Source organism: Mycoplasma crocodyli MP145, assembly GCF_000025845.1.
Lineage (GTDB): Bacteria > Bacillota_I > Bacilli_A > Mycoplasmatales > Metamycoplasmataceae > Mycoplasmopsis > Mycoplasmopsis crocodyli.
On the sequence record NC_014014.1, the window covers coordinates 531,232 to 553,762 of the forward strand.

18 protein-coding genes are annotated in these 22,531 nt (G+C 25.4%); 6 read left to right on the forward strand and 12 right to left on the reverse strand.

Features of this window, described 5'->3' with window-relative positions; all coding sequences use genetic code 4:
• The first annotated feature begins 12 nt into the window (after positions 1 to 12).
• The 4 genes from MCRO_RS02320 (at position 13) to MCRO_RS02335 (ending at position 4,265) form a co-directional block, all read left to right on the forward strand.
• The gene (locus tag MCRO_RS02320) at positions 13 to 1,263 is read left to right on the forward strand and encodes a Y-family DNA polymerase (RefSeq protein WP_013054263.1); all 1,251 of its coding nucleotides are present in this window, start codon (positions 13 to 15) and stop codon (positions 1,261 to 1,263) included.
• Between the two features lie 66 nt (positions 1,264 to 1,329).
• Positions 1,330 to 2,421, forward strand: coding sequence for a nicotinate-nucleotide adenylyltransferase (locus MCRO_RS02325; RefSeq protein ID WP_013054411.1), 1,092 nt, complete (start codon positions 1,330 to 1,332; stop codon positions 2,419 to 2,421).
• Between the two features lies 1 nt (position 2,422).
• On the forward strand, positions 2,423 to 3,136 hold the full coding sequence (locus MCRO_RS02330) for a pseudouridine synthase (RefSeq protein ID WP_013054301.1): 714 nt from the start codon (positions 2,423 to 2,425) through the stop codon (positions 3,134 to 3,136).
• Positions 3,123 to 4,265: an MAG0770 family lipoprotein gene (locus MCRO_RS02335; RefSeq protein ID WP_041594055.1), complete on the forward strand. Its 1,143-nt coding sequence runs from the start codon at positions 3,123 to 3,125 to the stop codon at positions 4,263 to 4,265. The genes MCRO_RS02330 and MCRO_RS02335 overlap by 14 nt, the downstream gene beginning before the upstream one ends.
• A gap of 36 nt (positions 4,266 to 4,301) precedes the next feature.
• On the opposite strand, the gene MCRO_RS02340 is transcribed toward MCRO_RS02335, so the two are convergent.
• From MCRO_RS02340 to MCRO_RS04285, 3 genes are all read right to left on the reverse strand, one after another.
• Positions 4,302 to 5,492 carry a phosphoglycerate kinase gene (locus MCRO_RS02340; protein WP_013054739.1) on the reverse strand — a complete coding sequence of 397 codons (1,191 nt, stop codon included), beginning with the start codon at positions 5,490 to 5,492 and terminating at the stop codon, positions 4,302 to 4,304.
• 258 nt (positions 5,493 to 5,750) lie between these two features.
• Positions 5,751 to 7,016, reverse strand: a complete 1,266-nt coding sequence (locus tag MCRO_RS04280; RefSeq protein WP_013054708.1) for an Mbov_0401 family ICE element transposase-like protein — start codon at positions 7,014 to 7,016, stop codon at positions 5,751 to 5,753.
• 145 nt (positions 7,017 to 7,161) lie between these two features.
• Positions 7,162 to 8,541, reverse strand: coding sequence for a hypothetical protein (locus MCRO_RS04285; protein ID WP_148207923.1), 1,380 nt, complete (start codon positions 8,539 to 8,541; stop codon positions 7,162 to 7,164).
• Here MCRO_RS04285 and MCRO_RS04290 point away from each other — a divergent pair.
• Positions 8,525 to 8,815 (forward strand): hypothetical protein, encoded by a 291-nt coding sequence (locus MCRO_RS04290; protein WP_148207924.1) that lies wholly within the window; start codon positions 8,525 to 8,527, stop codon positions 8,813 to 8,815. The genes MCRO_RS04285 and MCRO_RS04290 overlap by 17 nt on opposite strands.
• A 198-nt stretch (positions 8,816 to 9,013) precedes the next feature.
• Here MCRO_RS04290 and MCRO_RS04295 read toward each other — a convergent pair whose 3' ends face one another.
• From MCRO_RS04295 to MCRO_RS02360, 3 genes are all read right to left on the reverse strand, one after another.
• A complete protein-coding gene (locus tag MCRO_RS04295; protein ID WP_013054197.1) occupies positions 9,014 to 9,922 on the reverse strand; it encodes an MSC_0882 family membrane protein in 909 nt (302 codons plus the stop codon).
• Positions 9,904 to 10,032, reverse strand: coding sequence for a hypothetical protein (locus MCRO_RS04300; RefSeq protein ID WP_274376985.1), 129 nt, complete (start codon positions 10,030 to 10,032; stop codon positions 9,904 to 9,906). The genes MCRO_RS04295 and MCRO_RS04300 overlap by 19 nt, the downstream gene beginning before the upstream one ends.
• A gap of 986 nt (positions 10,033 to 11,018) precedes the next feature.
• Positions 11,019 to 12,398: a hypothetical protein gene (locus tag MCRO_RS02360; protein WP_148207925.1), complete on the reverse strand. Its 1,380-nt coding sequence runs from the start codon at positions 12,396 to 12,398 to the stop codon at positions 11,019 to 11,021.
• On the opposite strand from MCRO_RS02360, the gene MCRO_RS04105 reads away from it, so the two are divergent.
• Positions 12,382 to 12,672: a hypothetical protein gene (locus MCRO_RS04105; protein WP_148207924.1), complete on the forward strand. Its 291-nt coding sequence runs from the start codon at positions 12,382 to 12,384 to the stop codon at positions 12,670 to 12,672. The two genes, MCRO_RS02360 and MCRO_RS04105, sit on opposite strands and share 17 nt — an antisense overlap.
• A 198-nt stretch (positions 12,673 to 12,870) precedes the next feature.
• Here MCRO_RS04105 and MCRO_RS02365 read toward each other — a convergent pair whose 3' ends face one another.
• The 6 genes from MCRO_RS02365 to MCRO_RS02385 are packed head-to-tail and all read right to left on the reverse strand — an operon-like array spanning position 12,871 to position 22,530.
• Positions 12,871 to 13,779, reverse strand: a complete 909-nt coding sequence (locus tag MCRO_RS02365; RefSeq protein ID WP_041594058.1) for an MSC_0882 family membrane protein — start codon at positions 13,777 to 13,779, stop codon at positions 12,871 to 12,873.
• A complete protein-coding gene (locus tag MCRO_RS04135) occupies positions 13,761 to 13,937 on the reverse strand; it encodes a hypothetical protein (RefSeq protein ID WP_158300404.1) in 177 nt (58 codons plus the stop codon). Before MCRO_RS04135 ends, MCRO_RS02365 begins: the two co-directional genes overlap by 19 nt.
• 16 nt (positions 13,938 to 13,953) lie before the next feature.
• Complete coding sequence (locus MCRO_RS02370; protein WP_013054416.1) at positions 13,954 to 14,238, reverse strand: hypothetical protein; 285 nt, start codon at positions 14,236 to 14,238, stop codon at positions 13,954 to 13,956.
• Positions 14,239 to 14,245: 7 nt separating this feature from the next.
• Positions 14,246 to 19,600 (reverse strand): Mbov_0399 family ICE element protein, encoded by a 5,355-nt coding sequence (locus MCRO_RS02375; RefSeq protein ID WP_013054323.1) that lies wholly within the window; start codon positions 19,598 to 19,600, stop codon positions 14,246 to 14,248.
• Positions 19,581 to 19,859: a hypothetical protein gene (locus MCRO_RS02380; protein ID WP_013054564.1), complete on the reverse strand. Its 279-nt coding sequence runs from the start codon at positions 19,857 to 19,859 to the stop codon at positions 19,581 to 19,583. Before MCRO_RS02380 ends, MCRO_RS02375 begins: the two co-directional genes overlap by 20 nt.
• Entirely contained in the window at positions 19,852 to 22,530 is a 2,679-nt protein-coding gene (locus MCRO_RS02385; protein WP_013054525.1) for an Mbov_0397 family ICE element conjugal transfer ATPase, read from the reverse strand. The genes MCRO_RS02380 and MCRO_RS02385 overlap by 8 nt, the downstream gene beginning before the upstream one ends.
• Position 22,531: the final 1 nt, after the last annotated feature.

Consider the following 22,531-nt stretch of genomic DNA (forward strand, 5'->3'; position numbering starts at 1 on the left):
TAAAATATTATCATGAATAATATAAAGGAAGAAAAAATAATTTTTCATATTGATTTCGATTCTTATTTCGTAAGTGCTGCAAGAACTTTAAATCCAGAGTTAATTAACGTACCTGTTGCTATTGGGAGAAATTCAAGTAATGCAATTGCAACATCGGTAAGTTATGAATTAAAGAACTTAAAATTTAAACCTGGCGATAAAATTTCAGCTATCAAAAAAAAGATTCCAAATCTAAAAGTTGTGGAGCCTCGTTTTGAACTTTATACTTATTTATCTTCATCAATATTTGACTACATTTATAATAATTATTCAAAGGTTATGGAAGTAGTTTCTATAGATGAGTGTTTTGTTGATGTTAGTCATTTAGTAAAAAATTACCAAGAAGCAATAACACTTGCATATGAAATTCAAAACGTTATAAATAGAGACTTTAAGATACCACTTACAATAGGAATTTCATATAATAAATTTTTAGCAAAAATGACTACTAATATTAACAAACCTTTTGGTGTAGGATTAACTACTGTAAGTGATGTTAAAAAAAATTTTTATCATCTAGATGTAGAAAAATTTTATGGAATAGGTAAAGCAAACGCACTTAAATTAAAATCCATTGGTATCTATACCATAGGTGATTTAGCAAAAAAAGATCATAATTCTTTTGAATTAAATGATGCTCTTGGAGTCATATCTAGAAACATAGTGCTTGAAGCAAGGGGATTAGGCAGCAATATTGTTAATACCAATAAAAATGAAGTTAAAACAATAGGTAACTCACTTACTTTTGAAAGTTTTACTCTAGATGAAAAAGAAGATATTTTAGTTATTCTAAAATCATTAATTAGAAAAGTTTCAACACGTGCTCAAAATAGAAATTTAGTTGGTAATGTAATTACAGTTTTAATAAGAACCAATAAAGGAATATGAACAAATAAGCAGAAAAAAATTGATAATTTTGTAAATAGTTATGATGATATTTTTTACTGGTCTAACATTATAATGTTTGAATTTTATAATGATGAAGAAATAAAAGGAATTGGTATAAGATTGAGTGGTTTAGCCAATATTTTTGAACTTAATAAAATGAATAATCTTTTTGATATGAAACAACCAAAATCTAAACTTGAAAGAGTAATTAATAAAGTTAATTTTAAAACAGGTAATAAAACACTATTAACATTAAAAGAATTTCAAAGTGACAAAAGCAAAAAACATAGTCAAAATAAATATTTACATGAAGATAATGTTTTTAAGAAATTTTAATAAAATTAATTAAGTTTATTAATCAAGAATGTTATATTATTATAAAGTAATATACGAAAGGATAAAATGAAGATAGCTATATTTGGGGGATCATTTGATCCTATTCATAAAGGACACACAAAAATTGCAAATTGGTGTATTAATGAATTAGAACTTGATAAGTTAATTTTTATTCCAGCTTTTAAATCACCATTTAAAACAAACAGAAACTTAGTTGATCAAAATCATAGAATAGAAATGATTAAATTGGTATTACCAGAAAAATGTGAAATTAGCGATTTCGAACTAAAAAGACAAGGTGTGAGTTACACAATAGAAACTGTAAAATATTTTAAAAACAAGTATCCAAATGATGAGTTATTTTTAATTATAGGAAGTGACAATTTACCAAAATTAAACAAATGAAAAGATATTGATGAGTTGTCTAAAATAACTAAAATTGCTGCTTTTAAACGTGGTAAAAATATTAATAAATTAAATTTAAAAAGATATAATGGTATCCTATTGAATAATCCACTCTTTAACTATTCTTCAACAGAATTTAAAAAAGGTTATTTGGATGTTTGTGATGAAAAAGTGATTGAATACATAGGTAAAAACTTTTTATATGCTCAGGAACTTGTAACAAACATGTTAAGTGCTAAAAGATCAAAACATTCATTTGCAGCAGCCACATTTGCAGCAGAGGTTGCCAAAGGAAATAAATTAAATGCTAAAATTAGTTATTATGCTGCATTATTTCATGATATAGCAAAGGAATGAGACGATGAAGAACACAAAAACTTTTTAACTAGATTTGGCTATGATACAGCCAAATATGGAAGACATGAGTATCATCAATTATGTGGTGCTTTATGACTTGAACACATATATAAAATTAATAATCAAGAAATTATTAAATCGGTAAGGTATCATACCACAACAAATATTTACGAACAAAAAGTAGCTACAGAATTAGAAAAAATCGTGTATATTGCTGATAAAATTTGCGAAGGAAGAAAATTTGAAGGGATTCAAAAACTTAGAGAAATTGCATTAAGTGATTATAAGGAAGCTTTTAAATTAGTCCTAAAAAGAACATATGATTTTGAAAAAAGTAAAGGAACAATATTTAGTGATGTTCAAGAAAAAACATATAAGCTAAATTTAGAAAAATAACATGGAAAGAATACAAAAATTACTCTCTCAAGCAGGTATTGCTTCAAGAAGAAGTTCGGAAGAATTAATTAAAAAAGGTCTTGTTAAAATAAATGACAAGGTAGCTTTGGTCGGTCAAAAAGCTTCATTTAATGATAAAATAACAGTTAATGGTAAGGAAATATTACAAGAAAAAAAAGTATATTATATTTTAAATAAACCAGCAAAATACGTTTGTACAAACAAAGATAATTTTGATAGAAAAAAGGTTATTGATTTATTGCCTAATGATGTAAGAATTTTTCCGGTAGGACGTCTTGATTATGATACTACAGGTGTTTTATTATTAACAAATGATGGCGAATTAAGCAATAAATTAATTCACCCAAGTTTTAAAATTTTAAGAAAATATCGCGCAAGATTAGATGAGCCATTAAGTAGACAAGATTTAAATGAATTAAACAAGGATCAAATTATTAATGGAAAACTTTCATCTCAAAGTGTAGAACAATTAGATAATAAAACATATCTAGTTTCATTACATCAAGGTACTTATCATCATGTTAAAGAACTTTTTTCAAAAGTGGGAAGACTTGTTATAAACCTTAAAAGAGTTGAATTTGCAGGACTGGGTGTAGAAAAAATTCCTGTTGGTGAATTTCGCTCCTTAACTATGAAAGAAATTAAATCTCTTCACAATTTAGTTAAAGAGGTAAGGAAAAATGAAAAAGAATAAAATTATATTTTTAGGGTCTTGCTTAAGTTCTGTATTATTAATACCTTTAATCAGTGCATCATGTGGATCTGATTTTGATAAAGAAAAAAACAAAAAAATCAATGAATTACAAAAAGTGCATAAAAAAATAAGCATTGAATACAAAGAAGGATTTGATTCGTTTGATTCGTTCATCAATAATAAAGAATCAGGAACATTAAAATCAATTGATGATTTTTACTTAAAAATTTCCGAAAGTGCAAAGTTGGTTTCTTTTGCATATGATGTATTTTATAAAGAACTTAAAGAAAAGTTTGCTTCAGTAAATGATTCTAAACAAAAAGAATTTATAAAGTTTTTTTTCAATAATTTTCAAGAAAATACAGCAGATGAATTAAATAAAAAAGAAAACCTTTCTCTTAATATTTGAATGAAAAAAATGGAATTAATTAACAACGATTTAATAAAAATTGTAGATGAAAAACGTAGAGATTGAAATAACAATTCGAATCAATATAGAAATATATTAAATGATGAATTAAATCTACAAAGTTCAATTATTTTTGATGAAGATGCTAGAAGCATAATTAAACAAACAATCGATAATAAAGTAAAACAAATTATAAACCTATGTGAAACATGTCCTAATTCAGATATTAAAATTTATAACCAAATGTGATACAGTAAAAAATTTAGTATCAACTATAATGACATAAATGTATTAGTTTCAAATCCAGATGATAACAAAGATAAAATTACAAACTTTTGACATACTCATGCACTTGGTAATGTGCTTAGTGAATGAGCTAACATCTTAGTAAGTGATACATTTGATAGTAATTATTCAGAAACTTTTTCAGTTAATGCAACAAATCAATTAGGAAAAATGATTGAATATATAAAAGAAAAAAATATTGTCTTTAGTACCATAAATAACAATATTTCTGAATACTACAAATCTCTTAATAAAGCTTATATAAAACTTAAAAGCGATATAGATGAACTTACCAAAAACAATAGTGGAAAATTTCCTATAGAAACTTTCTTAAGTTATTTCATAGATAAAAAAGACAATTCTTTTTTACAAACTCCATATGGAAAAATGAATCATTCTTTAGTAGAATTACATGAGATAGGAAAAAAATTATAGAAAAAATTGGAATTGTTAAATTCCAATTTTCTTACATTACTTTTTGTCCTCTATTGCAACTACACCAGGCAATTCAAGACCTTGTAATAATTCCAAGCTTGCACCACCACCTGTTGATACATGAGAAAATTTATCTGCCATTTTTAGGTTTTCAACAGCTGCAACACTGTCTCCGCCACCAACTACTGAATAAACATCTTTAAGTGATGCTATAGCTTTAGCAACCTCAAGGGTTCCTTTTTTGAAGTTTTCAAACTCTGTAACACCCATTGGTCCGTTTCATACAACAGTTTTTGCTCCTTTAAGAGCTTCTTTAAATGCTTCAATTGTTTTAGGTCCAATATCAAGTCCCATTTTATCAGCAGGAATTTCAAGACCTGCTAAAGTTCCTTTTTCATCTTTAAATTCAACCGAACATAAATGATCTGTTGGTAAAATAACTTTTTTTCCATGTTTTGCTAAAAATTCTTTTGCAAGATCGATGAATTCATTTTCAACCAAACTTGTTCCAATTTCATGACCTTGAGCTTTAAGGAATGTATAAGCCATTCCACCACCTATAATCATTTTATCAGCTATTTTAATCAAGTTTTCTAGAACTTGAATTTTATCTGAGACTTTGGCTCCACCAATGATTGCAACATATGGATGAGCCGGTTTATTAATTGCTTTACCTAATGCTGAAACTTCTTTTTCCATTAAGTAACCTAATGCAGATTCTTTAATGTTCTTGCTAATTCCAACGTTTGAAGCATGAGCTCTATGCGCTGTTCCAAATGCATCATTAACAAATACATCACCTAATGAAGCTCAATATTTTCCTAATTCAAGGTCATTTTTTGATTCTGCTTTGTTATTTAGATCTTCATATCTTGTATTTTGCATTAATAAAACATCACCCGGTTTTAAAGTGTTTATGGCAGCTTCAAGTTCTTTTCCTCTTGTTGCATTAACAAAAATAACATCTTTATTTAATTGTTTCTTTAATTCTATAGCAACAGGAGATAAATCTCTTTTTGCTAAATCTTCTTCGGTCTTAACCCTTCCTAAGTGAGACATAAGAATTACTTTTCCACCTTCTTTAATAACTTTTTGAATGGTAGGAAGAGCTGCTGTAATACGTTTTGTAGAAGTAATTACACCATCTTTAATAGGTACATTAAAGTCAACTCTTAATAAAACTTTTTTATTTGCTAACTTTAAGTCATCAATAGTCTTTTTCATCATTTTTCTCCTTTATAACAACATTATTATGATTGTTTAAATTATATTATTTTTTGTAAATTATAATCAATAAAAAAATTTAAAATATGGTACTTATTTTATAAGAATTTTAAAAAGTCATTTAGAAAAAATTAGGAACCATTAAATTTAAGTGTGTAATAGAAAAGGTTTTAAGATTATCTATTTACTCTTTTTTTATTATAACATATTTTTTATTGAAGCAATTAAATATGAGAATTTTAGTAGGTGTTCAACTCTATTTTATATAAAAATAGTTGGTATATTTTTTTGTAGATTAGAAAAAAGAACTTTCATTTTTGTTGTTTGTTCTGTATAGTGAGCTAAAGAGTTTTTTATAAGTTTTTTATAGTGGTAATTTATGTTGTTTTCAGTGTAAGAAACTATTGCTTTTCTTGTTTGATTATCTCATATTCCACTATTCTTGCTTTTGAGATATGTTAATAAGCTAGTAATATTTTTTTTGATAGATTTTGATTGAACTGATAATCTTAAGTCTTCCAATTCATCTAATGTTTCTTTATATAGTTCATAATCATTTTCTTTTATTGATTTTGTAAGTAGGTCTATTCATCTTTCTTTTTTTGTTGGACTAAAATAATCAATAAATAAGTTTTTTATAGTGTTTTTTGAGTGTTTTTTATAACCAATGTATTTATCTATGTTTTGTATTAAGTGAAATAAATCAAGATGATAGTCCATTCCTAGAATACTTGCTTCTAATTTTAAAGCTCTTGCACCATCACAAACATAAGCCATTTTATTATTAATTAATCCTGTTTGAGAATTGAATTCATTTATTACTTTGATTGCCTTGTGATTATCAGCAGATTTTCCTAAGTTTCTTATATCATAAATAGCCACCATACTAATAGGTTTTTTAGGGTTTTGTTTTTTACCTTTAAGTAGATAGTCATCATTAGCAAATATCCTTATTATTCTTAGTCTAATCATTTTTTTAACAAATTTTCCTTTTACTCTAAATGTGTTATATGTATCATCCGAGTCCATTTGCGTTGATATCTTATCTTTGTTTAGCAATTTAATAAATTCCTTAGTTTTATTTAACAATTCTTCATTTTGAATTATAAGTTGCTCTAAAGCATTCTCTCTTTTTAATCAATATTTAACAAGTTGATTACTTGGATAATTAATCTTTTTTCTAAATGTACCAGCTATATAATCAATCATCGAATCTTGCATAACTTGAGCTGAATACTTAAATTTGGCCATATATCTATACTCATCATTAGGATAATAAACAAATCTAACCTTCTTATTTGTATTAGGATTAATGTATTCATATTGAATAACAAGAATATTAATTATTCCACTAGCGGTGTAAAACTTCTTTGTTTTTTGGTATGAAATATATACCTTGTAAGGCTCTTTATATCTACCATTATCTCTATATTCTTTTACTAAATCATTAATATAAGTCTCATAAGCTTTTAAAGCATTTAATTCATTGTTTGTTGCTCCTGATACTGTTAAATTAACTTTATTCATATTTAAAATATCTCCTTATTTTTAATATATCTATTTTATTTCGAAAATACAGATATAAAAATAAAACATATACAAAGTATATGCTCTATATTAATATGATAATTTAAAGTATTGTTAAATTATGGTTTTTGTTTTAAGGTCTTAATTATCTCTCTGGAAAGGCTTCAAAGTCTTTATTATCAGCCTTGAATTCCCAGTTAAATTCTTTCTTCATTTTATCTACTCAAGCCTTAAATTTATCATTTATTCATTTGTCATCATAAGATTGACCTATTGGATAGCCATAGATGCTCTCAAAATTACTTTTAGTAAGGTGTGGAGCTTGAAAATAGGGATTAGGTTGCATATGATTATTTGGATACTCTTTATCTCAATACTTCTTATCATATTTTTTAGGGAATGTGGTTTTAATATCTTGGTTTCTTGATAAAATCTCACTTCCTGAGCCAGGAAAGAATGGGTTATGATAGGACATAAATTGATTGATTATGTTGCGTCTTGGTTGATTTGTTGAAGCTTCTACTTCTAGCAAATTTTTATATGAATCGGCCTTTGTAGCCCCATTAAATTCTTGTGATTTTGAATAAAGTGGAGAAAGGAAGTTGTTAGACATTCTTATTATCTCTTCATACATGTCCATAGGTTGGAATGATGAAGTATCATCTGAATTAACAAATATTGTGTCTGGTGCAGATGAGACATGATAAAGTGGATTAAGATATGAACCAAGGTTTTCAAACATCTTATAGTTATCATTTATAAATGGATTTATGTATTCATTTTTATCTGTTGGTGTTTTCTTTGCTTTAAACTCTGTAAATTGTTCTTTTAAAGTCTTTTCTTTGTTGTTTCCAACTGATAATATGAATTCAAGATATTCTAGATAGTAATAAATTATTTGGATATGGTAATTAGTCAAATATGCAAATGAGTATTTTTCAGCAAGTGCAAGAACTAATGTGTAATCCATTTGCTCATCATAGTTTTCATATTTAGCAGTTGCAATATCTTGGAAAAGAAGTTTTGGTCTTATGGTTATAAAATATCTATTTATATTATTGTGTGTTGGATCAAGATTATTATCACCTTTCTCAGTAGAGTTTACTAAGAAATCTTCAATGACATAATTAAGATAGTTTCCATATAATGTTTTAACATTAAAGGTCGAATAAACTTCACTAGGATTAGGATTTATTTTGGTTGGAGTGACTTCTTTTTTTGTGTTTGGGTCTATATAAGATTCAGCAAGAATCATCGAAGGAGTTACACTATGAATGGATTGAAACAAAGGAATTGAATCTTTAAAAGCAGTTTTATCATGTGCTATTTGATATTTTATTTCAGTAATTTTATTTTTTAAGTTAGTTTTATGTTGGTCAGTTCAAGTGGTTAAATTGTTTTCCTTTTTATATATCTCAGGCAGTCATTTTACTCACTTTCATAATTCATCAGTACCTTGATTCTTTGAAATATCAGGAAAAGGCATTTTAGATGTTGTGTGTTCTGCTATGAACTCTTTTTTCATTCTTGATGCTTTTTGTTTTGGTGTTTCTGGAACAATAGGTTCTGTTTTTGGTTTTGTAGATTCAGAAGAATTGGAATTAGGTGTTGTTGATATAGGAGTAGTGGTTATAGATGAGTTATTGCTTGGTGGAGTTTGAGGTTTAGGCAAGTTTGGGCTTGGTTTGGGGAATAAAAAACAAGAACTAACAGCCAAAGGGCTGGTTAGTGCAAGTATTGTTGTTGGTATAAGTATTTTTTTCATTTTCATTTTTTGTCTTTCTTTTAATTATTGTTAAATAATTATACTATTTAAGTTTAGTATTTATTTGTTTTTGATTCTTTTGGTGATGATAGTTTTATAATTAATAAAATCATTATCAAAAGAAAACTAAGAACTCAGAGAATACAAAAGAAGGTAATCATTATTGAATTCCTTTCAAGTTAATTATTAAATTCATTTTTTATCCTTTCAGTTGATTATAATAAATGATGATTTATTTTTTTCTTCTTTTAAGTTTTCTATAAATTGATAATAGAAGTAAGAAGATTGGTAAAACAATAAAGATACCAACACTTACTAAATAAGCTTTTAGAAATGCTTTATTTAAGTTTTGTTTTTGTATTGTTATTGCTTCTGCAATATCTATTGTTTTAGTTCCTAAAAAGTATTGAAAATCATTAATTCTTTTTTTATCAATTAAGATGATAATTACATATAAAAATGCAATGATAAGAAGTGAAATTACATTGATTATTGAAAATATTTTAATATCTCCAAAGGCTTTTTCAAGTAGTAGTTCCTTATTGAATTTGATAGTTATTAATTCAGATTCTGTATTAACTTTTACATATTTAAATGCAAAGATTAACAGAGCAAAATAACCATAAAAAGTAAGTATAAAAATAAAAATTCAAGTTGTTTTAATTCCTTTGAGAATTAACTTTTTATACATATCATAAAACTTAAAGTTTGCTGTTGCATCATTTATTGAATAAGCATTTCTTAACTTTTTTATAATCGTTTTTCATGAGTTAAATTCTATTGCATTTTTTATTGAGAAGTAAATAGATATAATGGATAAAATACTAAATAAAATATAATATCCAATATAATTAATTTTTTCTTTTTCTATTGTGGTTAAGCCAAATTGAGCAAAATTAATTATGTTCAAATGTGTTAAAATCAATGTTGTTGTTGCCAATAATATTAAAACTAAAAAGGTAAATCAAGTGATTGAATTTATCTTTTTTAACCTTCTCTCTTTCCTTATTATTCTATATACCTTTGGGTTAATTTCTTCATTTGTGTCAAAATCCTTTTTGTTGTTAGAAAGGTGTTTTAAAGAAATTACATTAGTTATAACTTGTGTTGGTTCTGGATTATTTAAAGGTGTAAATCTCATTTTGTATTGTCAACTATTAAATTTATTACTTTTAAGAAAACTAGAATTAATAGTGGAGATACAATAAATATTAATGTAATAATCACTCCTATGTATCCTAATTTAGTCATTAGTAGATATGATAACCAAAAGTTATTGCAGCAATAATTAAAACCATTAAGACATAAGATATATTAATAAATATCTTTTTGTTCTTGGTTTTTTGAGTTTTGCTTTTTTGTTTTGTTTTGTTTTCAAATAACAAAAGGTAATCCTATTAGTCAAATAAATGAGCCATTAAATTACCGGTGTGGAAACCTTGAAATTAAAAGGAATTAAAAAAACAAACATTATAAGGTGTTTGTTTTTTTTCTTGTAAATAAATCAAATTTTAAAGAGGGCAGAAATCCACCCTAAAAACCATTAATAATATAGCACATAATATGTGGATTTGACTTTTTAAAATAAAAAAAATTTGGAGGTAAAAAATGTCTAAGTTTAAAAAATACTTTTATGAGAGATTTATATATAAAGCTACTGAGAATGAGGTTAAAGTTCAAAATAGAGATAATGTTTTTTGATAGATTATGCAATGACAAGAAAATATGATATGAGGAATATGAGGAACCATTAAATTTAAGTGTGTAATAGAAAAGGTTTTAAAGTTATCTATATGCTCTTATTTATTATAACATATTTTTTTATTGAAGTGATTAAATATGAGAATTTTAGTAGGTGTTAAACTCTATTTTTATATAAAAATAGTTGGTATATTTTTTTGTAGATTAGAAAAAAAGAACTTTCATTAATATTTGTTGTTTGTTCTATATAGTGAACTAAGGAGTTTTTTATAAGTTTTTTATAGTGGTAATTTATGTTGTTCTCAGTGTAAGAAACTATTGCTTTTCTTATTCGGTGCTCCTGATACTGTTAAATTAACTTTATTCATATTTAAAATATCTCCTTATTTTTAATATATCTATTTTATTTCGAAAATACAGATATAAAAATAAAACATATACAAAGTATATGCTCTATATTAATATGATAATTTAAAATATTAAATGTGATAATTTAAAAATATTGTTAAATTATGGTTTTTGTTTTAAGGTCTTAATTATCTCTCTGGAAAGGCTTCAAAGTCTTTATTATCAGCCTTGAATTCCCAGTTAAATTCTTTCTTCATTTTATCTACTCAAGCCTTAAATTTATCATTTATTCATTTGTCATCATAAGATTGACCTATTGGATAGCCATAGATGCTCTCAAAATTATTTTTAGTAAGGTGTGGAGCTTGAAAATAGGGATTAGGTTTCATATGATTATTTGGATACTCTTTATCTCAATATTTCTTATCATATTTTTTAGGGAATGTGGTTTTTGCATTTGGTTTTTCTGATAAAATCTCACTTCCTGAGCCAGGAAAGAATGGGTTATGATAGGACATAAATTGATTGATTATGTTGCGTCTTGGTTGATTTGTTGAAGCTTCTACTTCTAGCAAATTTTTATATGAATCAGCCTTTGTAGCCCCATTAAATTCTTGTGATTTTGAATAAAGTGGAGAAAGGAAGTTGTTAGACATTCTTATTATCTCTTCATACATGTCCATAGGTTGGAATGATGAAGTATCATCTGAATTAACAAATATTGTGTCTGGTGCAGATGAGACATGATAAAGTGGATTAAGATATGAACCAAGGTTTTCAAACATCTTATAGTTATCATTTATAAATGGATTTATGTATTCATTTTTATCTGTTGGTGTTTTCTTTGCTTTAAACTCTGTAAATTGTTCTTTTAAAGTCTTTTCTTTGTTGTTTCCAACTGATAATATGAATTCAAGATATTCTAGATAGTAATAAATTATTTGGATATGGTAATTAGTCAAATATGCAAATGAGTATTTTTCAGCAAGTGCAAGAACTAATGTGTAATCCATTTGCTCATCATAGTTTTCATATTTAGCAGTTGCAATATCTTGGAAAAGAAGTTTTGGTCTTATGGTTATAAAATATCTATTTATATTATTGTGTGTTGGATCAAGATTATTATCACCTTTCTCAGTAGAGTTTACTAAGAAATCTTCAATGACATAATTAAGATAGTTTCCATATAATGTTTTAACATTAAAGGTCGAATAAACTTCACTAGGATTAGGATTTATTTTGGTTGGAGTGACTTCTTTTTTTGTGTTTGGGTCTATATAAGATTCAGCAAGAATCATCGAAGGAGTTACACTATGAATGGATTGAAACAAAGGAATTGAATCTTTAAAAGCAGTTTTATCATGTGCTATTTGATATTTTATTTCAGTAATTTTATTTTTTAAGTTAGTTTTATGTTGGTCAGTTCAAGTGGTTAAATTGTTTTCCTTTATATATATCTCAGGCAGTCATTTTACTCACTTTCATAATTCATCAGTACCTTGATTCTTTGAAATATCAGGAAAAGGCATTTTAGATGTTGTGTGTTCTGCTATGAACTCTTTTTTCATTCTTGATGCTTTTTGTTTTGGTGTTTCTGGAACAATAGGTTCTGTTTTTGGTTTTGTAGATTCAGAAGAATTGGAATTAGGTGTTGTTGATATAGGAGTAGTGGTTATAGATGAGTTATTGCTTGGTGGAGTTTGAGGTTTAGGCAAGTTTGGGCTTGGTTTGGGGAATAAAAAACAAGAACTAACAGCCAAAGGGCTGGTTAGTGCAAGTATTGTTGTTGGTATAAGTATTTTTTTCATTTTCATTTTTTGTCTTTCTTTTAATTATTGTTAAATAATTATACTATTTAAGTTTAGTATTTATTTGTTTTTGATTCTTTTGGTGATGATAGTTTTATAATTAATAAAATCATTATCAAAAGAAAACTAAGAACTCAGAGAATACAAAAGAAGGTAATCATTATTGAATTCCTTTCAAGTTAATTATTAAATTCATTTTTTATCCTTTCAGTTGATTATAATAAATGATGATTTATTTTTTTCTTCTTTTAAGTTTTCTATAAATTGATAATAGAAGTAAGAAGATTGGTAAAACAATAAAGATACCAACACTTACTAAATAAGCTTTTAGAAATGCTTTATTTAAGTTTTGTTTTTGTATTGTTATTGCTTCTGCAATATCTATTGTTTTAGTTCCTAAAAAGTATTGAAAATCATTAATTCTTTTTTTATCAATTAAGATGATAATTACATATAAAAATGCAATGATAAGAAGTGAAATTACATTGATTATTGAAAATATTTTAATATCTCCAAAGGCTTTTTCAAGTAGTAGTTCCATATTGAATTTGATAGTTATTAATTCAGATTCTGTATTAACTTTTACATATTTAAATGCAAAGATTAACAGAGCAAAATAACCATAAAAAGTAAGTATAAAAATAAAAATTCAAGTTGTTTTAATTCCTTTGAGAATTAACTTTTTATACATATCATAAAACTTAAAGTTTGCTGTTGCATCATTTATTGAATAAGCATTTCTTAACTTTTTTATAATCGTTTTTCATGAGTTAAATTCTATTGCATTTTTTATTGAGAAGTAAATAGATGTAATGGCTAAAATACTAAATAAAATATAATATCCAATATAATTAATTTTTTCTTTTTCTATTGTGGTTAAGCCAAATTGAGCAGAATTAATTATGTTTAAATGAGTTAAAAGCAATGCTGTTGTAGCCAACGCTATTAAAACTAAAAAGGTAAATCAAATGATTGAATTTATCTTTTTTAACCTTCTCTCTTTCCTTATTATTCTATATACCTTTGGGTTAATTTCTTCATTTGTGTCAAAATCCTTTTTGTTGTTAGAAAGGTTTTTTAAAGAAATTACATTAGTTATAACTTGTGTTGGTTCTGGATTATTTAAAGGTGTAAATCTCATTTTGTATTGTCAACTATTAAATTTATTACTTTTAAGAAAACTAGAATTAATAGTGGAGATACAATAAATATTAATGTAATAATCACTCCTATGTATCCTAATTTAGTCATTAGTAGATATGATAAACCAAAAGTTATTGCAGCAATAATTAAAACCATTAAGACATAAGATATATTAATAAATATCTTTTTGTTCTTGGTTTTTTGAGTTTTGCTTTTTTGTTTTGTTTTGTTTTCAAATAACAAAAGGTAATCCTATTAGTCAAATAAATATTATGGTTCCAAAGGTATAAGGAATAAGGTTAGGTTTAGTAATTGGTAAATCTTGATTAGTTAGATTTGTTTTATAAATTGAATCAATTATCAATGCTATTATTGATATAACAAAAATTGCTATGAATATGATGATATATATTTTAGTTAGTGAAAGTTCTTTTTTGTTCTGTTTTGGTTGTTTCATTTTTCTCCTATTTAAGTTTTTTGGCTTTAATGTATGTGTTTTTATATTTAATAATTCCAAATACTATTGCAGGTAATACAAAAACAAATAAAGCAACTATTCAAATAAGATGTAATGGTTGTTTTTGTATTAAACTAAATTTTGTTGGAGTAATTCCACCTGGGTTATTTGAAACATTAATAGTTTTATAGTTTATTAATTTTTTAGATAAAGCATCAATTCTAATGATTACTTTATTATCTTTGTTAGGTTCCTTAACGAGGTTATATAAAAGAATTTTGTTATCAGTTCAATTGTTAGGTGAAACTCTTTTTAATTCTTTAAATTTTGAGCCACTTATTGAATATGTTATTTGATAATCAATTCCATTAATTCAAAAAGATTGGTTCATTTGTGTGTTAATATAGTCAATTATTTCATTATTTAATTCACTAAAATATTTATTTTGATATTTTGGCTCATCTTTTAAATATTTATGATTAAGAATTAGGTCATCTATCTTAAGATTTGTTAAATCAAAAGAAAATTTGTTAACAAAGTCATTATAATCTTTATCATCTTCTGAAATATTTAGTTGAATGGTAAATGAAGCAAAATTAGATAATCAACTTTCAATTGGAAGTATTTTTGCATTAATTGGCTGATTAACATTTTGTAATACTAGCGTTATCAATTTATCAATCTCATTTAATGATATTTTTAGAATTTCTTCTTTTGATTTTGTAATAACAAACTGACTTATTCAATAATTTTTATTGTATATAAGTTTAGGTTCAATATTATATTTATCAATCTCATTATTTACAAGATTTATTAATTCTTTAGCCATTTTATGCTTAAAATTTTCATCTTTTAAGTTAGGTTTACTCAATTTAATATTAAAGTTCTTTATTTTAGACAAGTCAAAAATTTTATTTTTTACAAAATTTAGAACTCTAATTTCAGGATTTTGTACTTCTTGGTATTTATTAGGTTCTTTTGGTTTAATGTTAAAAATTAAAGGTTCTGGTGGAGTATCTGTTTTATAGTTAAATGTAGGGCTTAATATTAGTTTTTTAAGTTCCTCTTTTAACTCTTTCTCTGTTAACACTTTTAAATCACTTGAATCGTCATTCGGTATTGTTATATTAATTTCATCATTTGATATATCTGATGCCAATAACTTTGCAAGCTCATTTTTAAATAAATTAAGAATTTCTAATTCATCACTTTTATATGTTTGTAAATTTATCTCTCTTCTATCAGTGATGAAAAATATATCCTTAGCCAAGGCACTAAATGTTAGTTTTAAATCAGTGTTAGTATCTTTCTTTAGTTCATAAATTGATGATTTTAAGGAATTAACTTTTCACTTGATTTCAATATGACCTGAATCAATGAGTTTTGTTTTAGGATTTAGTTTTGAACTAATATTCGAATCAAATTCTATAATAGTTTCAAGGTTATCATTAGGCAAATTATTAATCAACTCTCTTAATGTTTCTTTAGCATTATTTAATATTTCTTGTTGTTTGTTGGTATCAGTTATTTTGGTTCATTCTTCTTTTACTTTTGGAGATTTTATATTAAGTTTATTTCAACTATCTAAAATAAATGCAATTTGGCTTTTATTAAGTAAATCATTTTGTTTATACTTTTCTAGTTTATTTGGTAGAGCAATAAATACATCTAGTATTTGAAGTAAGGCATTTCAACCTGTTGATGTAGGATTATTAGTATCAAGTTCTAAAATATTTAATAATTCTTGCTCTCTAATAATTGGCTTGTGTTTAGCCAAGATATCATTAACAAGTCTTTTATAGTTTTTTTTGAAGTTTTGATAATTCATTGATTTTGCTCTATTGTTAAGTTCTATATTTATTTCTTGTGTTGGTGGAACAATAATAATTTTATCTGTTGAAAGAAGTTGCTTATTATCTGTTATATCACTTAATTTTACTAGAACAGTTTGGTGAAGGAATGCTTCAGGAATTTCTATACTTTCAATCCTTGGAAAAAAATCAAATTTTATAGCAATAGTTTTACTATTGTTTCTTGTTTCGAGGTTTGTGTTTGCTAAAACCTTTGTATGATAATTTGATATCTTATTTAAATCTTCATTCATTAATTTAAGTTCATATAATAAGTCTTGGTCATCAGGAGACTTAAGAAGCAATTCATTGTGTTTAGTTATCTTGGTTTCAAGTTCTATTTGAGGTAAAGAAGTGTAATAATCATTAATGTTCTCCTTTAAGTGATTTTCAAAATCTTTAAAGTTATTATACCTTGATGCTATTCTAATCAGTTTCTCTTCCCTTACAATTGGTGTAGTAATATTTGAATTAGAAGAATTTTCAGATACATATAGTTTTCAATATTTAACTAATATATCATATTCTAAAGAATAAGATTTTTCAGGACTAAAAGAATGAACTTTATATAAATATTCCAAAAGGTTTTTACCTTGAGGGCTTAACCAAAAGTTTGTTATATCAGGGTGAGTATCTAACTTTGGATATATTTGAACTTTTCTATTTGTTGCTAACAAGTGTGTATTGTATCTATATTCTTCACTTAGTTTTCACTTATTAAATTCATTGTTATTGTTTGAATTAGGTAAATCATTGAAAGCTTTAAATTTGTTTCAATAATTAGTGTTGTAATCTTTAGCCATTTCATTTAACTTTGTTGTAAAAGTATCAGTTTGTTTAAGATCATCACCAATTAATATAATTTTGAACTTATTTGAAAAATCATTAGGAAGCTTATATGAGTATAATCACAAACCAGATGTTGAAAAGTACGATGGATTTTTAGGGTTTAAACTAATATTGGCTCCTGTTTCAGCACCAAATTCTTGTTTTAACCAATATTTACCACCACCAGTGTATAAAGTTCTGGTTCAACCAGGTTCACTACTTAAACAGTAAAATCTTTTTAATTCAAGATGGTCATTATTTGGAATTGTTAACAAGACGGCTTTAGGTATAACTATGGCTTCTGCAAGAAAACCAAATACTTGTTTATTCTTATCTTCATTAAATATTTTGGGGTCTTGTAAAAAATAAGTGCTTTCAATTTTTTTGTGTTGTTGATTTGACTTTTTGTTTGAATAATTATAAATAGTTCCTGGTAAATCACTTCATTCATTTGTTGCATTAACTCAAACAATTTCTGTTGTGGTTCCAGTAGTAGGGTTTATGTTAGGGTTATACTTTGGGTTCTTTATTTCATTGCCTTCTTCATCTTTCAAAGGTTTGTTATCTTTATCTGTTAAAAAAGGAGAAATTAGAAGTTTTTGTTCTATGTTATTTTCCGGGTCTCAAGCATATCATTTTAAATCTAGTAATGTTGATGAACTATCTTTTATTATGATATTTCTTGTATATTTACTTTCTATTTTATCTGTTAATAGACCATTTATTCCATTTTTTTCATATCTAATTACTTCTATTTTATAAACATTATCACCAAGTGAACCATCATCATTCTTTATGAAAGAAAAATCTTCAAGAGGAATATTTCATTGATGATTAATTAAATCATGTTCCTTATCATTGATTTTAATCTTTATGTTATCTAAATCAGTTCCTATAAGGCTAACTTTAACTTGTGAATAAAATTGATATGTATCTTCATCTGGTTTTTCTTCAATATGGTCACCATTATCTTCTTTAACTTCAAATTCTTGGGTTGTCTTATTTCACTTTTTATACTTTGAACCAGTTGTTTTCAACATTTGTTTTAAGTTTCTTTTCTTAAATCTTTCAGTTGGTATTCAATTTACTTTGACATTTGAAAATAATACTTTTGATGTTTTTTGTTTCCTATAAACATCATAGTATTCTAAAATAATGTCAATCTGGTTAGGTATATTAGAATTATTTTGAGATTTGGATTGCTGTACTTTAATTTTGGAATTAGTTTCAACATTTTTCATATATTCAAACCCAATTGTTGTTTCAACCATATAATTTCTAAATGAAATAATTTTTTCATTTATGTTTTTGGTTATATTTTGTTCCAAATAGTTTCTGAGATAATAATTAATTATTTGCTGATTACTTAATAATTTGTTTTTTTCATCTGCAAGTTTGTTTAATTTACTTAGATATTCAGAACTATCTGATGTATTCTTAATTATTGTATCTAAATCATTATTTAATATGCTATGTGATTCAGTGGGTGAATCTGTAATATCTGATGCTCCAACATCAGTAGGTAAATCAATTGTGTTTGATTTATAGTTTAAAATTTTAGGTAGTTCAATAGTTTTTATTAAATTAGATAATTCTTTATCTCTATTGTTTGGTTGTGGGTCATCAAAAATAACTTTAAAGTTTTTTAAAAAAATGTGCTTTTCATTTGGTGTTGATTTGTCATATAACAAAATGTTAATTGTGTTTTCATCTACTGTTTCATAATCAAATTTCAGTGGATTATTATCACTATTGAATGATTTTATGTAGTCATTTAACTTCATTTTGTTAGTGGTCTTATCAGAATATGAACTGTTGATAGTTGTACCATAGCAGTTATAAAATATTTGTTTTTTTGATTCTGCTTTCTTTTTTCAAGTATTTATATGTGTATTTCAATGGTTAAAGTTATTTGGTGTTATGGTTTTGGTTGTTTCTTCAACATAATCAATTGTTCATTTATATTTATTTAAATAATCATATTTGTTGGGTGATGATGATTTTCAAGTAGAGTCTTTTCATCTTATGACTCACGCTGGGTCAGTGGATAGTATCAATTTAGCACTTATTACTTTTTTATATGGACCTATAAATGGTGCATTTGTAGGAAAGTTAGCGCTATATAAAGTTAATGGTCAATAATCTTGTCCTAAACTAAAGCTTTCACTCAATGGTTTTGAACTTATTTGGTATTGGTTTATAAAATGAAATTTCATATCTCTTGGGTCTGAATCAAAGTGGTATACATACTCTAAAACAGAATCCATATTTCTATATTCATCAAATGTATATGCAGGACAAACTGGTATATTAGCTATTACATTACCAGAAGATGATTTAATTTTAAATCATAAGGATCTGTTGTCTTTTTCATATGTAAAATAAGTGTATTTATCAGATGATAAATATTGATTTGTCTTTTTTCAGGTTGTGAAGGATTTATCAATTTGATAATTGTAGTGGGTTATAGGAATAGATACCGTGTTATAAAACATTTCATCTATTGAACCTTCAAGAGTATAAGTTCCAGGTTCTTTATCTTTTCTTGTTGTTTGGCTTCATTGATAAGGAATGGCTTCAAAATCATTGTTAGACAATGATGATGAAACTCCAAATGGAATGGTTAATAAAGGTAATGAAACCGATGTTAAAACTAAGGTTGGTTTAATTATTTTCTTTTTCATTAATTTCCTTATTATCCTTTACACCAGCACTTTTCATTTCAGCTTGAAATTTAATTATTATCAACTTAATACTTTCTATTACCATTTCATCAAGTGAATCAGTAATAACTACATTTGATAAAGCATAAGAAATTTGGTTTACTTTAAATCCTAATTTTTTCAATGTTTTACTTAATTGTTTTAATTGAGGATTTAGTTCTTCTTTTATTTTTATAAATTCATTCGATATCTCTTTATTTGTTAATTGTTTTTTAGTCATTTAATGTCTCCTTATCTTTAAATATTATTTTTCTTTCAAAGTCATTGTAGTTCATCTTACATCTGATTTTATAACCAGTTGCAGATGAAAAAAGTAATTGACCTTTATGAGCTCTTAATAAATATTCTTGTTCTGGTGCAGTTATAAATTCATTATCATCTTCAACTTTATTTGAAGGATTATAAAGCCTATTAATATGCCTTATGTCATCTCCGGTTTGTTTAAAGATGAAGTTATATTGAATATTTTTAAGGATTGCATTTGTTTTGTTTATTAAGTCTTGACTTAATGCAAAGTCAGCTGGATTTTGAGTGGTTAATGTTATTGAACCATTGTATTTTCTAATAGTTTTTGTGGTTTGGAATAGAAAGTCCAAAGTTGCCATATTATTCTTATCTACAAAGTAATGTGCTTCATCAACTATCAACATTGTTTTAAGTTTAGAAGTATAAAAGTTGTAATTTATCTTTGTTTGGATATAGTTTAGTAATTGATAAAAAGCCAAGTTAAGTGCTGTTGTTGATTTATTATCAGTTAATACTTTTGTATCTATAATAATAAAATCTTTATTAAGGTCAATGTTTGTGTAATTGTTATATGTTTTAGCATATATACCATTATTTAAGAAATTTACAGTTAAATAGTTCTTTAATCTTATTCTCTCCGGTTCATAAATAGGAGCTTCAGATTTATTGAATTTCATGTCTATAATGGTTTCTATTAATTCTGTTATTCTTGGGTATTCATTATTTTCTAATTTTGATATATCCTTATTTAGATTATAAAAGTTATATTTTTTAGAACCATACAGACTTTTCAATGCAGTTATTATTAAGTATTGACTGTCTTGGTTTAATTCTGGATTTAGTATTTTAAATCATTCAATAATTTTGTTTATCTGATTTGATAATAAAACTTCATTTGTTAATGTAGTTTCATTTGTATTATCATCTCTTATAGCCATATTTATTTGTAATGGATTAAGTGCTGTTTTACCGGTTCCTAAATCTATCCAAGAAGCATTGGTGAGTTCAGTTAAATCTCCATACTCTCTTTGTGGATCGATAACAATTATTGAAGCTTTATCATTATAGTAGGAATTAAGCATCAATTTTTTCATTGCTGTTGTTTTACCTGAACCTGAAAGTCCGAAGAAAACACAGTTTGAATTTATGTGGTTATTATTTCTTTTTCAAATGTTCAAGAGTATAGGGTTTGCATTTCTCATGGCTCATATAAAGTTATTTTTGTCATCGTATTCTTCATTAATAAAAGGTCAGCCATATGCTAGATTTCTTGATACCATTTCAGTTTGGTTTTTTGAGTGAAAACTTGGTGTAAAAGTAATCATATTAAGTCCATCAAATTGCTTAAATACCAAATGATTTAAATTACTTTTTAGAGTTGCAATGTTTCTTTTGTTTTGTTTTTCCATTTCCTTTAAGTTCTGTGGTGTAGCACCATAAGAAATAAAATAGAATGATGTATTAAACAATTTTTGACCTTGTGAAAGAGTTAAATCTGAAGTTTCTTCAATGGCTTCTAATTCTAATTGTGCTTTTCTTGTTCTGTATGATGACTTATTATCTAAAACCATATTTGTTTCAGCATTTAAAGCTGACTTATCTATTAATTTTGCATAGTTTTCACTTGGTATTTGATGAATATTTCATATAACAGTTGATTCTGTATTAAATAAATCTTGTATTCAATAATAAGGAATGTCTAGAGCATATTCATCTATTGTTTGTATTGAAAAATAATGGTTGTTATATTTAATGTGTGTGTTATTAATTGTGAGATTATTTGGCGCTAAATATTCATGTGGATTTTTAATTAAATCTTTGTTTTCAAATTTATTTTGATCTGGTACTGCATCAAAAGGACTATAAATGGTTTTGTGAAAATATAATAACTCTAATGAATTTAATTCACAAGGGTTAAGGTTTAAACTGTTTAAGTTATGTAATAATTCACCTTCATAATCATTTAATTGTTGCACTGAACTTGCATAAATTATTACATAATAGCAATCTCTAAATTCCTTTTCAGATAAAGCAGTAAAGTCTTTTTGAGAGGCAAATTGATATTCTTTATAATCTTTAGACATTCCAGGTTTCTTAATATTTTTTGAAATATCTTCTAATATATGATTATAGTCAGTTGGCTCTGTTCTTTTAATGAATGTAATAAAAAATGGTGTTTGGTCTAGAATTTGTAGAAAATGATTAATAAAATTTTCTTTTTCATTTTCGGGTCTATTAACCACATCATAACCTGTAAATTTATATACTTTGTATAACTGTGATGATGATAAATAAACAATATTATTTTTTATTTCTTTTATTCTAATGAGTGATTTTGTGTTTGCTACTTTTGATGAACTTGTATATTTATTGTTTGATAATATGAATTTAATAAGTCTAACAAGTACCAGCCATAATCTTGCACTATGCTTTTTAACATTAATAAATAATGGTAAGAAAAGAATTGTAATTGAGATAAATATTAATGTTGAATATGTTGTATAGTTTTGATTATCTTTTGATATTATTGTAAAACCAATTAATGCACTTATTAGTAAAGTCATTAGGAATACAACTAAATCTCATAAATTAAAGTTTTTATAAATTGTAGTTTTTTGTTTTTTTAAATTTTTTGGTTGTAGCATT